The organism is Erythrobacter sp. SG61-1L, assembly GCF_001305965.1.
Lineage (GTDB): Bacteria > Pseudomonadota > Alphaproteobacteria > Sphingomonadales > Sphingomonadaceae > Andeanibacterium.
On record NZ_JXQC01000003.1, the window covers coordinates 1,541,695 to 1,553,864 of the forward strand.

Consider the following 12,170-nt stretch of genomic DNA (forward strand, 5'->3'; position numbering starts at 1 on the left):
GGCTGCGCATCCGATGCTGCATGCTTTCCGGCAGCACCTCGACCAGCAGCGCCATCGATCTTTCACGCCTGCCCCCGCCGGACGTGATCGAGGCGCTCGACTTCGAAACCCTGTTGGCGGACCTTGTCGCCACCCTTCAAGGTCTCTGGCCCGAGTTCGATGCCGTGGTCGAAAGCGACCCGGTGATGAAAATCCTGCAGGTGGCCGCCTATCGCGAACTGCTGCTGCGCCAGCGGGTCAACGAGGCTTCGCGCGCGGTCATGCTGGCCTATGCCGCCAGTGCCGATCTCGATCAGCTGGCCGCGCTGGTTGGCGTGGAGCGGCAGGAAATCACCCCTGCCGATGAGGATGCCGGCACTCCCGCCGTGATGGAATCGGATACCGAGCTGCGCGCCCGCGTGGTTCTGGCGCCCGAAAGTTTCTCAGTCGCCGGGCCGACGCTGGCCTATGTCTTCCATGCCCTTTCCGCCCATCCCTCGGTGCTCGATGCATCGGTGATCAGCCCCGCGCCGGGCGAGGTGCTGGTCACTGTTCTGGCGCGCGAGGGGGATGGCGAGCCGGAGCCCGACGTGCTCGACGCGGTGGAGGCGCGGGTCAATTCCCGCAGCGTCCGCCCGCTCACCGATCTGGTGACAGTGCAGCCGGCCGAGATCGTGCCCTATGCGATCGAGGCGGATCTGTTCCTCTACGATGGGCCCGATCCCACCGTGGTGATCGCCGCCGCGCTGGCCAAGGCGCAGGCCTATGTCGAGCTGGTGCGCAAGCTGGGCCGCGATGTCACCCGCTCCGGCATCTTCGCCGCCCTGCATGGTGAGGGCGTCCAGCGGGTGGAACTGCCCAGCCCGGCAGAGGATCTGGTGCTGGCTGCCACGCAGGCCGGGCATTGCACCGGCATCGCGCTGGAGTTTGCCGGCTATGCCGACTGATCTCCTGCCGCCCAATGCCACCCCTTTCGAACGGGCGCTGGCGCAATCCCTCGCGCGGATCAGTGAGGTGCCCGTGCCCCTGCGGGATCTCTGGTCGCCATGGAATTGCCCGATCGAGCTGCTGCCCTGGCTGGCCTGGGCCTTGTCCATCGACCGCTGGAAAGCGGAATGGAGCGAATATCAGAAGCGCATGGAAACCGCCCGCGCGATCGAACTGCAGCGGCGGAAAGGCACGCCTGCCTCGATCGAGGATCTGCTGGAAAGCTATGACCGGCTGATCCAGCTGGTCGAATGGTTCGAAACCAGCCCCCGGATGGATCCGCACACTTTCCAGGTGATCATCCCGATCGACGGCACGCAGGCCGCCCGCACCACCGCCGCATTCCAGCGTGAGATCGTGCGCGACATCTTCCGCACCAAGCCTGCGCGATCGCACTTTGACCTGGTGCTCAAGCTCGCCTGCGCGGCGAAGCTCACTCTTCGCGGGGCAGGCCATGCCATGGTGTTCCGGCGCCTGACCCTCGCCTCCGATGTCTCGGTCACCGATGTGCTGGTCACCGAAGATGGCTTTGCCCTGACCACCGAAACTGGCGAAATTCTCGAGGTAGGCTGATGGACCCCCTTCCCCTTACGATCACCGATGCCGGCATTGACCTGATCGTGGCGGCCGAGTCCGGCGGGCTGGATGCCATCGTGATCGCCGAGATCGGGCTGAGCGCCACGCCCTTTGTCGCTGCGGCGGATCTCACTGCCCTGCCCGATGAGATCAAGCGCGTGGCCACCATTTCCGGCGCTGCCGTGGATGCCGGAACGCTGCACCTGACCATGCGTGACAGCACGACGGACACTTACGAATTCACCGGCTTCGGCGTGTTTCTGGCAGATGGCACCCTGTTCGCCACTTACAGCCAGGCGGAAGAGGAAGGGCCGATTGCCGCCAAGGCGGAAGTGAGCATGCTCTACCTCGCCTTCGACCTGAAGCTGGAAGCCGAAGTGGCCGAGCTGTTCACCTTTGGGGACGCCAATTTCCTCAACCCGCCCGCCACTGCCGAGACGGCAGGCGTGGCCCAGCTTGCCACGCTGGAAGAGGTTCAGGCCGGGGATGGCGACGACACGATCGTTTCCCCCGCCATCCTCAAGGCGGTCTATGTCGCGCTTGCCCAGCTGGGCGTTGCCAATGGCGTGGCCACTCTGGGCGCGGACGGGAAGCTTGCCCTTGCCCAGCGCCCGCCGATCGATCCCATCGACTTCTGGTTTCCGGAATCGGAAGCGGCCATGCTCGCACTGGAAGCCAGTGTCGGCGACTGGGCCATTCGCGGCGATACCGATCCGACCGAGATCTACGTGCTGCAGGAAGAGCCTGCCAGCGATCTGGCCAACTGGCTCTCGCTGAATATCCCCGCGCCGGTTTCCAGCGTGAACGGCAAGGTCGGCGTGGTGGTGCTGGATGCGGCGGATGTTGGCGCCGTGCCCACTGCCCGCACCATCACCGGAACCGGCCTTGCCAGTGGCGGCGGCGATCTGGGCGCCAATCGCGAGATCATGGTGCCCAAGGCAAGCCGGGCCGAAACCTCCGCTGGCGAGATCGATACCAAGGCGGTCACGCCCTATGGCCTTGCCGGTGCCTTGGCAGACATTGGCGCCGGTGTTCCGGCGGGCCGCAAGATCAATGGCGGCGGCCTTGTCAGCGGTGGCGGCGATCTTTCCGCCGACCGGACCCTAACCGTGTCGATCGCCAGCGCGGCAGAAGCACTGGCGGGTGCCATCAACACCAAGGCCCTCACCCCGGCCTCCCTCGCCAGCATCCTCGATGCGATTGCGGCAAAGGTGCCCAGCACCCGCACCATTTCCACCAGCGGGCTGGCAAGCGGCGGCGGCGCCCTCTCGGCCAACCGCTCGATCGATGTTCCGGCGGCCAGCGTGGCCGAAGTTCTGGCTGCCACGATCGGCACCAAGGCCGTTACTCCCGCCTCGCTCGCAGGCCTGATCTCGGTCAGCGGCAGCGGCAGCACCATGGTGATCAAGATCGGCAGCGCGATCTTCCAGATCTTCGCTGGCACCGCCAATGCCAATGGCACCACTACGCTCGCCCTGCCCGAAAACTTCCCCAGCGCCTGTGTCGCGGCCTTCGCCAATGGCGGCCTCTACAATGCGGCAGCCTCGGACAACGGGCCCTATGTCTACAGCAAGACCGCCTCCTCGGTGACGCTGTTCAACGCATCGGATGCTGTCCCGGTGCAGATCCTCGCCATCGGGAAATAGCGGAGCACATCATGTCGAACCGACGATTTTACAGCCCCTCTACCGGCGGCTTCTATTCCGAGCTGATCCACGGCGCGCTCAGAATCCGTGAGGATCAGCCCGCCCCCGGCAGCCGGCGCCGCCGGATGATTCCCAACCCGGATTGCATGATCCCGGCAGATGCCGTTCCGGTCACCCCTGCGGAATATGAGAAGCTGTTTGCCGCACAGGGCGAAGGCAAGATCATCGTGGCGCGCGGCGGCAGGCCCCGCGCCGTGGATCCCGAAGACGATCCCGAAACCCGCACCGCCAGGAACCGCCTGCGGCGCGACCGGCTGCTTGCGGCCAGTGACTGGACCCAGCTGCCGGATACGCCGCTGGACGATGCCCTGTGTGCCGCCTGGGCCACCTATCGGCAGGCCCTGCGCGACATGGACCTTCTGGACCCGATCTGGCCAGTCGCGCCCGGCACTGCGGAAGCGGAGGCGAACTGATGGGCAGGAAGATCTCCCAGCTGCCTGCTGCAGAGGCAGCCACGGGCACGGAAAGCGTGCTGGTTGTCCAGGGCGGCGCGACAAAGACCCTGCCAATCGAACTGATGCGCGGCCCGCCCGGCGGCGGCGCGGATGGCTTTGGCGATCTGGCAGGCGTGCCCGGCGACAATGTGGCGCTGGCGGCAATTCTGGCCGCCCTCGCCCCCAAGGCCAGCCCGGCCTTCCTCGGCACGCCCACCGCCCCCACGGCGGCCCCCGGCACGAACACTACGCAGCTTGCCACCACGGCCTTCGTGCTTGCCGCCACTGCCGCCATTCTCGACAGCGCGCCCGAGGCACTCAACACGCTCAACGAGCTGGCCGCCGCACTGGGCGACGATCCGGCCTTCGCCACCACCGTGCTCAATGCCCTCGCGACCAAGGCCTCGCTCACCGGCGCGGAGACGCTCACCAACAAGCGCATCACCCGCCGCGTCGTCGCAGCCCCGGCCGCCAGCGGGAACCTTACTGCCAATTGCGACACGACCGATCGCTTCAAGGCTTTCGGCCTGACCGGGGCCACCACCTTCCCCGATCCCACCGGCACGCCCACCGATCAGCAGCAGCTGGTGGTCTATGCGAAGGACAACGGCACTTCCCGCGCGATCAGCTGGGGCGCTTCCTTTGTTGCCGCCAAGAACAAGACGCTGCCAGTGGCCACCACTGCCGGCAAATGGTTCAAGGCCGCCTTCGAATGGAACAGCGATGATGCAAAATGGGTGATGGTCGCCCTGGTCGAACAGGCCTGAGCCAATGACCCAGATCCTTCGGCCGAACAGCAACGTCACCAAGGCGAACTTCTACAACGGCTATGCGGCCATTGACGAAACGCCCTATAGCGACAGCGATCAGGCCTACCACACGGATGAAAGCACCGGCACCAGCCTGGCCACGCTGGAAGTGGGGCTCACCGACCCCGCAGGAACCCCGGCGCCGGGCACCTGCACCGTCCGTTATCGCATGGCCAAGATCAACACCTATGGCGGCGCGCTGGTTTCCACCGGGTCGAACCCCACGGCGCAGATGCATGTCTACCAGGGCGCTACGCTGATCGCTTCGGATGCGGTCAAGACGCTCACCACCGGGGCCTTTGCCGATTATGCCTTCACCCCGGACCTATCCGCCGTAACCGACTGGAGCGACCTGCGCCTGCGCCTGGTCAGCAACGCCCTGAACTATCGCGGCGCCGGCATTTCCTTTGCCGAGCTGGAAGTGCCGGACGACATCCCCGACAGTTCCGACATGATGCTGGCTTTCGGCTGAGCCACCCTCCTTGCCGCGCCGCCAAGGAGGCGCGTCTCTCGCATTCCCCCGGCATTTGCGCTTGCCATCGCTGCCATGCAGCGCCCGCTTTCCGATCATGTTTCCGACCCGTCGCAGATCCTGCGCCTGGGCAAAGTGGTGGGCGTGGACCTGACCACCGCCCTTTGCGAGGTGGAATTCGGCGACCCGGAAGAAGGCGCCGTTTCCACTACCCAGATCCAGTGGGGCGTGATCCGCGCTGGCGAAACCATCGTCTGGAGCCCGCCCAGCGAGGGCGAGCAGGTGCTGCTGTTCTGCCCGGACGGCGACCTTGCCCAGGCGATCCCCTTCGGCGCGCTCTATTCCGATCAGTTCCCTGCCCCCGGCAATGGCGCGCGGGAATTCGTGCGCTTCGGGGACGGTGCCGAAATCGGTTACGATCCCGATGCCCACCATTACGACATCACCCTGCCCGGCGGCGCGACCGCCCGGATCGAGGCCGATGGCGGTGTGAGCATCAAGGGCGACGTCTCGATCGAGGGCAAGCTGGACGTTTCCGGCAACATCGCAACTGAGGCGGATCTGTCCGTTGCAGGCGATGCCGATGTCCAGGGCGAGGTTACCGCCAGCGAAGTGACCGGCGGCGGCAAGCACCTGTCCAGCCACACCCACAGCGGCGTCACTTCCGGCAGCGGCAGTTCGGGGCCTCCCTCATGATCGGGATGGACCGCAACACCGGAAAGGCGATCTCTGGCGAGCTGCATCTCGCGCAGTCCATCGGCGACATTCTCACCACCCCGATCGGCAGCCGCGTGGAGCGGCGCGACTATGGATCGATGCTGTTCGAGCTGATCGATCAGCCGCTCAACGGCGCCACGCGCCTGCTGGCCTATGCCGCCACTGCATACGCCATCCGTCGCTGGGGGCCGAACTTGCGCGTCCTCAAAGTCGGCCTCGCCCCGGTCGAAGGCCAGCCCGGCCAGGCCGTGATCACCATCGAGGGCGAACGCACCGATCTGCCCAGCGCGAATGAGCGCATCGTCCTTTCCATCCCCATCCGGGCGGGCGGCGTTTCCCCCGCGCCCGTCAGCTGAAGGAGAAATCCATGTTCCACGGCGTCAAGGTCAACGAGGTTGTTACCGGCACTCGCCCGATCAACCCGGAATCCACCGCGATCATCGGCCTGCTCTGCACCGCCACGGCGGATGCGGGCACCGCAACCGACGCGCTCGATGAGGCCTTTCCGCTCGATACCCCGGTGCTGGTGACCGATATCCGCAAGGCCATCGGCCAGGCGGGTACGGGCGGCACGCTCAAGCCCGCGCTCGAGGCGATTGCCGATCAGTGCAGCCCGGTACTGGTGGTGGTGCGCGTGGCCATTGGCGTTGCCGGCGTGGGCGAGGATGCCCCCACCGCCGCCGAGGATCAGGAAGCCAGGCTGATCGGCACTGTCACTGCCGGCAATGTCTACACCGGCATGCAGGCCTTCCTCGCCGCACAGGCCCAGCTGGGCCTGCGCCCGCGCATCCTTGGCGTGCCGGGGCTGGATAGCCAGGCCGTGGTGGCCGAACTTCTGCCCATCGCCGAGCAACTGCGCGCCATGGTCTATGCCCAGTGCGAGGGCGACGATGTGGCCGAGGCAATCACTTATGCCGGCGGCTTCGGCGCGCGCGAGCTGATGCTGCTCTGGCCCCGCTTCGCCGCCGAATTCCTGGGCGATACCGTGGCCCGCGCGCTGGGCCTGCGCGCCAAGATCGATCAGGACATTGGCTGGCACAAGACGATCTCCAACATCGCCGTTTCCGGCGTCACCGGCCTCGATCGCGATATCAGCTTCGACATTCTGGGCGGCGATACCGACGCCAAGCTGCTGAACGATGCCAAGGTGACCACCCTGATCCGGCACGAAGGCTATCGCTTCTGGGGCAATCGCACCCTGTCCAGCGAGCCGCTGTTTGCCTTCGAAAGCGCCACCCGCACCGCGCAGGTGCTGAAGGACGAGATCGGGGTGGGCCTGACCTGGGCAATGGACAAGCCGCTCACCAAGGTGCTGGTGAAAGACATCCTCGAGACGATCAACGCCCGCTTCCGCCTGCTGACCGGGCAGGGAATGATCATCGGCGCCCGCGCCTGGTACGATCCCGCCATTAACGAGGAATCCACTCTCGCCGCCGGGCAGCTGAAGATCGATTTCGACTTCACCCCCGCCGCGCCGCTGGAAGGCCTCGAGATCAACCAGCGCATCACTGACAGCTACTACGCCAGCTTCGCGGACATCGTGGCGGGCTGATCTGCCGTCTGACCCTTCCCGCCCCTCCACCTGACGAAAGGATCCCGCGATGCGCCTCCCCTCCAAGCTCAAGAACCTGAACCTCTATAACGAGGGTAACGCCTACCTCGGCCAGAGCGCCGAACTGACGCCGCCCAAGGTCAGCCACTCCATGGAAGACTGGCGCGGCGGCGGCATGCTCGGCGCGGTGAAGATCGACCATGGCCTCGAAGCGCTCGAGTTCGAATGGACCATTGGCGGCTTTGCCAGCCAGGTCGTGGGCCAGATGGGCATTACCCAGATCGATGGCGTACTAATCCGCGCGCTGGGCGCTTTCCAGGCGGAAGACACCGGCGCCGTCTCCTCGGTCGAACTGGTGATGCGCGGTCGGCACCAGGAACTGGACTTCGGCAGCTGGAAGCCCGGCGACGATACCGAGAAGAAGGTGAAGACCGTCCTCACCTATTACAAGGTGATCGTGGACGGGCGCGAACTGCTCGAAATCGACATGATCTCCGGAATCTACGTGGTGGATGGCGTCGATCGTTACGCAGCCATCCGCGCCGCCATTGGCGGCTGACCCTCTTCGCCGGGCGGGGCTTCGCGGCTTCCCGTCCGGCGGAGATCCCGAAGCCGCGAGTCCCCGGCCTCAAGCAGCGTCAGCAATAGGCCGACAAGGAACCAAGGAAAGCCGCGATGGAAACCCCCGATCCCAATCAGCTCCCAACCGAACCGCAAACCGAACTGGCGCCCGAGAATGCCCCCGCGACAGAGACAGTCCCCCTGCAGGAGCCGATCCGCCGCGGCACCCAGCTGATCACCTCCGTCGATGTGCGCAAACCCAAGGCCAAGGATCTGCGCGGGCTCACCCTGCAGGCCATCCAGCAGGGCGAAGTGAACACCATGATCGCGCTGATCCCGCGCATCACAATCCCGCCCCTTCTGCCCCATGAAGTGGAAGACATGGACCCTGCCGACCTGCTTTCGTTGGGAGGGGCGATCTCGGGTTTTTTCTACACGGCGGCGGACAAGGCGATGCTGGCCAAGGTGCTTGGCCAGATCGAGCAGGAGACCCCGAACAGCTGATCGCGGACGTCGCCTTCCTGTTCCACTGGCCGCTGGCTGACCTGCGCGAGATGGATCTGGAAGAGCTGGCCATGTGGCAGCGCCTGGCGGTCGATCGATACGAGATGAACCTCAAGGCAGTGCTTTCGCCATGGATAAGAAGCTAGCTCTCACCATCCGCTTCAACGCGCTCGACAAGCTCTCCGGCTCGATGAAAAACATCATCGGGCTGGGGAAGTCGGGCGCGCAGGAACTGGCCGGGCTGAAGCGCGAGGCCCGCGATCTTGACCGCCAGCTGCAGGATGTGCGCAGCCGCCTGTCCAGCGGCAGCATGCAGGGCGGGCTGGTGATGGCCGAGCGCGAGCTGGTGAAGGCCGTCGCCCAGACCAATCGGGAACTGGAGAAGCGCCAGCGCTTCCTGCAGATCGACAGCAAAGTCGCCCGGATGCACGCCCAGGGCGACAGCCTGCAGGCCGCCGGACAATCAAACATGATGCAGGGCGCCGGGATGATGGCGCCGATCATCCTTTCCGCCCGCGAGGCCATGCAATTTTCCAGCGGCATGGTGGACCTGCAGCAAAAGGCCAATCTCACCAATGGCGAGATGATGCGCATGCAGGGCAACATCCTATCGGTCGCACGCGCCACCTATCAGCTGCCGGAGAACATGCGCGCGGCGGTGGACGTGCTTTCCGGTTTCGGCATGGATCCGCGTGACGCGGTGAAACTGGCCACGCCCATTGGCCAGCTGGGCACTGCCTTCAAGGTGGAACTGGCAGACGGCGCCGCCGCCGCCTACGCCAATATCAACAACCTGAAGCTGGCAGCCAGCGAGACGGGCAAGGCCTTCGACATCATGGCCGCCGGTGGCAATGCCGGCGCCTTCGAGATCAAGGACATGGCCAAGTGGTTTCCTGCACTGACCGCGCAGGCGCAGACGCTTGGCCAGCACGGAACGGCAGCGGTGGCGGATCTGACTGCCGCGCTGCAGATCGCCCGCCGCGCTACCGGGTCTGCAGACGAAGCCGCCACCAACGTGGGCGATCTGATGTCCAAGATCTACGCGCCTGCCACCATTCGCGCTTTCGACAAGCAGTTTGGCGTGGACCTGCCCGCCGCGATGAAGCGCGCCTATGCCGAGGGGAAAACCCCGCTCGAGGCCATTGCGGAGCTCACCAACAAGGTGACCGGCGGCAACATGGAAAAGATCGGGCAGGTTTTCGGCGACAAGCAGGCCCGCATGGCAGTGACCTCGCTGATCCAGAACATGGACGACTACCGCAAGATGCGCGACGAAATTTCGAAAGCGGAGGGCACCGTTCTCGCGGCTTTCGATCAGCGCAAGATGAATGACGGCATGGTCGCATGGTCCGCTTTCAGGGTCGAACTCAGTGCAACCATGCTGGTGCTCGGCAACAAGCTTCTTCCCGTCGCAAGCCAGTTCCTTGGTATTCTCGGTGGAATGGCGGAAGGCGTGGGAAATTTCGCCCAGGCGAACCCGCAGCTGACAACCGGGCTGCTCTACCTTGTCGCCGGCACCGCCGCCGCGAAGATCGGAATCGGCGGGCTGCAATTCGCCTTTGGCAGCATCCTGAAGCCTGCCGCCAGCGCATGGGGAATGTACCAGAAGTGGAAGGCAGCTGCTTCGGTGGCCGAGGCATTCCCAAAAGCTGCTCGCGCCTTCACCATGCTCCGGACGGCAGCCCTGTTCATGGCCAAGGGAATTGCCCGCGCAGGCCTCTATCTGCTGGCAAACCCCATAATCCTCGGGATCATGCTGATCGCGGGCGGCATCGCTGTGGCGGGCTATCTGATTTATCGAAATTGGGACACGATCAAGGCCGCCTTCAACGCCGGGCTGGCCAATCTCAGCGCGGCATGGAACTGGATCAAATCCACCTTCATGCGCTTCCCGGCCCTGTTCGGCCCGATCGGCATGGCCGTGGCCTTCGTCATCCGCCATTGGGACGGGATCAAGTCCGCCTTCGGCGCGGGGATCGACTTCCTTGCGTCCCTGCCCTCCCGCATGCTGGCCATGGGCAAGCAGATCATGGCCGGGTTGCTCAACGGCCTTAATCCCTTCGGCCTGCGCAACCGGCTGCTGGACATCGCGAAAACCGGCGTCACCGCCTTCAAGAACTTCTTCGGCATCAAATCCCCTTCCCGCCTGTTCATGCAGATGGGCGGATACCTCACCGAAGGGCTGGCGCGCGGCGTGGATCAGGGCGCGGCGCGGCCGGTCCGCTCGGTCGGCCGCATGGCCACGGCGGTTGCCGGTGCCGTCGCGCTGGGCACCGCCCCGGCGGCGGCCAAGGGCCCCACCAGCGGCAGCGCGCTGGCAGGCGCCGCCGGCGGCGTGAACATCTCCATCACTATCCACCAGCAACCCGGCGAGGATGCCGCCGCCCTTGCCCGCCGCGTGGCGGACGAGCTGGAGCGCCGCGCCGCCGCCGCCCGACGCGGAGCCTATTACGATGAGTAGCGATCGTCTGCTCTCCATCGGCATGTTCATCTTCACCACCGATGGCCTCTCCTATCAGGAGCTGGAACGGCGCATGAGCTGGAACTGGGCCGCCGCGCCCCGTTTCGGCGCGCGCGATGCCCTGCAATTCACCGGGCCGGGCGAGGACAAGATCACGCTCAACGGCGTGCTGGTGCCCGAAGTGGCGGGCAAATATTCCGACATCGCCCGCCTGCGCGAAATGGCCGACAGCGGCCAGGTGCAGGATGTCACCCTGGGCGAAGGCGATGTGCTGGGCCAGTTCGTGATCGTGGCCGTGGATCACCGCGAACAGAACATCATCATGGGCGGCCGCGCCCGCCGCTATGACTTCGCGGTGGATCTGCTGAGGTATCAGCCATGAGCGCCCGCCGCGCCGGCTTTTCGCTGGTGGTGGACGGGATCGATTATGCGAAGGAAATCGTCCCCCGCCTGATCCGCCTCTCCCTCACCGAAAAGCTGGGCGAAGCGGCGGACGAGCTCGAGATCGAGCTTTCCAACCATGACGGCGCGCTGAAGCCCATCAAGCGCGGCGTCTATGCCAGCCTCTCGCTGGGCTGGCTGGAAGGCGAAGGGGTGAAGCTGGGCCTGATCGACAAGGGCCGCTTCAAGGTGGACGAGGTGGAGAAGAGCGGCCCGCCCGACACATTGCGCATCAAGGCCCGCTCGGCCGACCTCACCGGGGATTTTCGCAAGCGCAAGGACAAGGGCTGGAAAGACACCACTCTTGGCGCCGTGCTGCAGGATATTGCCGGGGCCAATGGCCTCAAGGCCAGCATCCATGCCGATCTGGCCAGCATTGCCCTGCCCTCGATCGAGCAGGCCGCCAAGAGCGATGCCGCCTTCGTGCGCGATCTGGGCGCGCGTTACGATGCCGTGGCCACGGTGAAGGACGGCACGCTGATCTTCCTGCCCATCGGCGCCAGTGCCAATGCCTCCGGCCAGGCCTTCACAGGCGCCACGCTGAGCCGCCAGAACAACAGCCGCTGGAGCTTCACCATCCCCGACCGCGAACAGCATGACGGGGCCGAGGCGCGCTGGCACGATAAGCGCGGAGCCAAGGGCAAGACGGTAAAGGTGGGCGGCGCGAAGAACGCCCGGCGCATCAAGCGCAGCTTCGCCAGCGAGGCCGAGGCAAAACAGGCCGCCGCCGCCGAAGCCCGCAAGGCCGCGCGCGGCGAATATCAGTTCTCCTACCAGATGGCGCTGGGCGATCCCGGCCTGGAGCCTAACCTGCCCGTGACGCTGGAAGGCTGGGACAGCGAGATCGATGCCGTGAAGTGGCTGATCGGCGAGAGCCAGCACACGCTGGATAAGGGTGGCGGGCTGGCCAGTTCGATTAAGCTGGAGAGTGTGAGCTGAGACCGACCGCCCCTCGTGCTGAACTGCCACCT

15 protein-coding genes are annotated in these 12,170 nt (G+C 65.6%); all 15 read left to right on the plus strand.

Annotation, left to right across the window (positions count from 1 at the left end; all coding sequences use genetic code 11):
* Positions 1-20 precede the first annotated feature (20 nt).
* The 15 genes from SZ64_RS07895 (at position 21) to SZ64_RS07960 (ending at position 12,138) form a co-directional block, all read left to right on the plus strand.
* The gene (locus SZ64_RS07895; protein ID WP_054530313.1) at positions 21-926 is read left to right on the plus strand and encodes a baseplate J/gp47 family protein; all 906 of its coding nucleotides are present in this window, start codon (positions 21-23) and stop codon (positions 924-926) included.
* On the plus strand, positions 916-1,539 hold the full coding sequence (locus SZ64_RS07900) for a phage tail protein I (protein ID WP_054530314.1): 624 nt from the start codon (positions 916-918) through the stop codon (positions 1,537-1,539). The genes SZ64_RS07895 and SZ64_RS07900 overlap by 11 nt, the downstream gene beginning before the upstream one ends.
* Entirely contained in the window at positions 1,539-3,188 is a 1,650-nt protein-coding gene (locus SZ64_RS07905) for a hypothetical protein (RefSeq protein ID WP_054530315.1), read from the plus strand. Before SZ64_RS07900 ends, SZ64_RS07905 begins: the two co-directional genes overlap by 1 nt.
* 11 nt (positions 3,189-3,199) lie before the next feature.
* A complete protein-coding gene (locus SZ64_RS18225) occupies positions 3,200-3,661 on the plus strand; it encodes a phage tail assembly chaperone (RefSeq protein ID WP_241773005.1) in 462 nt (153 codons plus the stop codon).
* Positions 3,661-4,449 (plus strand): hypothetical protein, encoded by a 789-nt coding sequence (locus SZ64_RS18865; protein WP_054530316.1) that lies wholly within the window; start codon positions 3,661-3,663, stop codon positions 4,447-4,449. Before SZ64_RS18225 ends, SZ64_RS18865 begins: the two co-directional genes overlap by 1 nt.
* Positions 4,450-4,453: 4 nt before the next feature.
* Complete coding sequence (locus tag SZ64_RS07920; protein ID WP_054530317.1) at positions 4,454-4,963, plus strand: hypothetical protein; 510 nt, start codon at positions 4,454-4,456, stop codon at positions 4,961-4,963.
* Between the two features lie 75 nt (positions 4,964-5,038).
* On the plus strand, positions 5,039-5,659 hold the full coding sequence (locus SZ64_RS07925; RefSeq protein ID WP_054530318.1) for a phage baseplate assembly protein V: 621 nt from the start codon (positions 5,039-5,041) through the stop codon (positions 5,657-5,659).
* Entirely contained in the window at positions 5,656-6,036 is a 381-nt protein-coding gene (locus SZ64_RS07930) for a GPW/gp25 family protein (protein WP_054530319.1), read from the plus strand. Before SZ64_RS07925 ends, SZ64_RS07930 begins: the two co-directional genes overlap by 4 nt.
* A gap of 11 nt (positions 6,037-6,047) precedes the next feature.
* Positions 6,048-7,232 (plus strand): phage tail sheath subtilisin-like domain-containing protein, encoded by a 1,185-nt coding sequence (locus SZ64_RS07935; protein WP_054530320.1) that lies wholly within the window; start codon positions 6,048-6,050, stop codon positions 7,230-7,232.
* 49 nt (positions 7,233-7,281) lie between these two features.
* Positions 7,282-7,791 (plus strand): phage major tail tube protein, encoded by a 510-nt coding sequence (locus SZ64_RS07940; RefSeq protein ID WP_054530321.1) that lies wholly within the window; start codon positions 7,282-7,284, stop codon positions 7,789-7,791.
* Between the two features lie 116 nt (positions 7,792-7,907).
* On the plus strand, positions 7,908-8,297 hold the full coding sequence (locus SZ64_RS18230) for a phage tail assembly protein (RefSeq protein ID WP_082384477.1): 390 nt from the start codon (positions 7,908-7,910) through the stop codon (positions 8,295-8,297).
* Complete coding sequence (locus SZ64_RS18235; RefSeq protein WP_156313706.1) at positions 8,297-8,443, plus strand: GpE family phage tail protein; 147 nt, start codon at positions 8,297-8,299, stop codon at positions 8,441-8,443. The genes SZ64_RS18230 and SZ64_RS18235 overlap by 1 nt, the downstream gene beginning before the upstream one ends.
* Complete coding sequence (locus SZ64_RS07950) at positions 8,428-10,758, plus strand: phage tail tape measure protein (RefSeq protein WP_054530322.1); 2,331 nt, start codon at positions 8,428-8,430, stop codon at positions 10,756-10,758. The genes SZ64_RS18235 and SZ64_RS07950 overlap by 16 nt, the downstream gene beginning before the upstream one ends.
* On the plus strand, positions 10,751-11,140 hold the full coding sequence (locus tag SZ64_RS07955) for a phage tail protein (RefSeq protein WP_054530323.1): 390 nt from the start codon (positions 10,751-10,753) through the stop codon (positions 11,138-11,140). The genes SZ64_RS07950 and SZ64_RS07955 overlap by 8 nt, the downstream gene beginning before the upstream one ends.
* A complete protein-coding gene (locus tag SZ64_RS07960) occupies positions 11,137-12,138 on the plus strand; it encodes a contractile injection system protein, VgrG/Pvc8 family (protein WP_054530324.1) in 1,002 nt (333 codons plus the stop codon). Before SZ64_RS07955 ends, SZ64_RS07960 begins: the two co-directional genes overlap by 4 nt.
* Positions 12,139-12,170 lie beyond the last annotated feature (32 nt).

What these genes read in the sequence shown, in the direction of transcription:
- SZ64_RS07895 (WP_054530313.1), top strand. Translation starts at nt 21, where the DNA reads ATGCTTTCCGGCAGCACCTCGACCAGCAGCGCCATCGATCTTTCACGC.
- SZ64_RS07900 (WP_054530314.1), top strand. Translation starts at nt 916, where the DNA reads ATGCCGACTGATCTCCTGCCGCCCAATGCCACCCCTTTCGAACGGGCG.
- SZ64_RS07905 (WP_054530315.1), top strand. Translation starts at nt 1,539, where the DNA reads ATGGACCCCCTTCCCCTTACGATCACCGATGCCGGCATTGACCTGATC.
- SZ64_RS18225 (WP_241773005.1), top strand. Translation starts at nt 3,200, where the DNA reads ATGTCGAACCGACGATTTTACAGCCCCTCTACCGGCGGCTTCTATTCC.
- SZ64_RS18865 (WP_054530316.1), top strand. Translation starts at nt 3,661, where the DNA reads ATGGGCAGGAAGATCTCCCAGCTGCCTGCTGCAGAGGCAGCCACGGGC.
- SZ64_RS07920 (WP_054530317.1), top strand. Translation starts at nt 4,454, where the DNA reads ATGACCCAGATCCTTCGGCCGAACAGCAACGTCACCAAGGCGAACTTC.
- SZ64_RS07925 (WP_054530318.1), top strand. Translation starts at nt 5,039, where the DNA reads ATGCAGCGCCCGCTTTCCGATCATGTTTCCGACCCGTCGCAGATCCTG.
- SZ64_RS07930 (WP_054530319.1), top strand. Translation starts at nt 5,656, where the DNA reads ATGATCGGGATGGACCGCAACACCGGAAAGGCGATCTCTGGCGAGCTG.
- SZ64_RS07935 (WP_054530320.1), top strand. Translation starts at nt 6,048, where the DNA reads ATGTTCCACGGCGTCAAGGTCAACGAGGTTGTTACCGGCACTCGCCCG.
- SZ64_RS07940 (WP_054530321.1), top strand. Translation starts at nt 7,282, where the DNA reads ATGCGCCTCCCCTCCAAGCTCAAGAACCTGAACCTCTATAACGAGGGT.
- SZ64_RS18230 (WP_082384477.1), top strand. Translation starts at nt 7,908, where the DNA reads ATGGAAACCCCCGATCCCAATCAGCTCCCAACCGAACCGCAAACCGAA.
- SZ64_RS07950 (WP_054530322.1), top strand. Translation starts at nt 8,428, where the DNA reads ATGGATAAGAAGCTAGCTCTCACCATCCGCTTCAACGCGCTCGACAAG.
- SZ64_RS07955 (WP_054530323.1), top strand. Translation starts at nt 10,751, where the DNA reads ATGAGTAGCGATCGTCTGCTCTCCATCGGCATGTTCATCTTCACCACC.
- SZ64_RS07960 (WP_054530324.1), top strand. Translation starts at nt 11,137, where the DNA reads ATGAGCGCCCGCCGCGCCGGCTTTTCGCTGGTGGTGGACGGGATCGAT.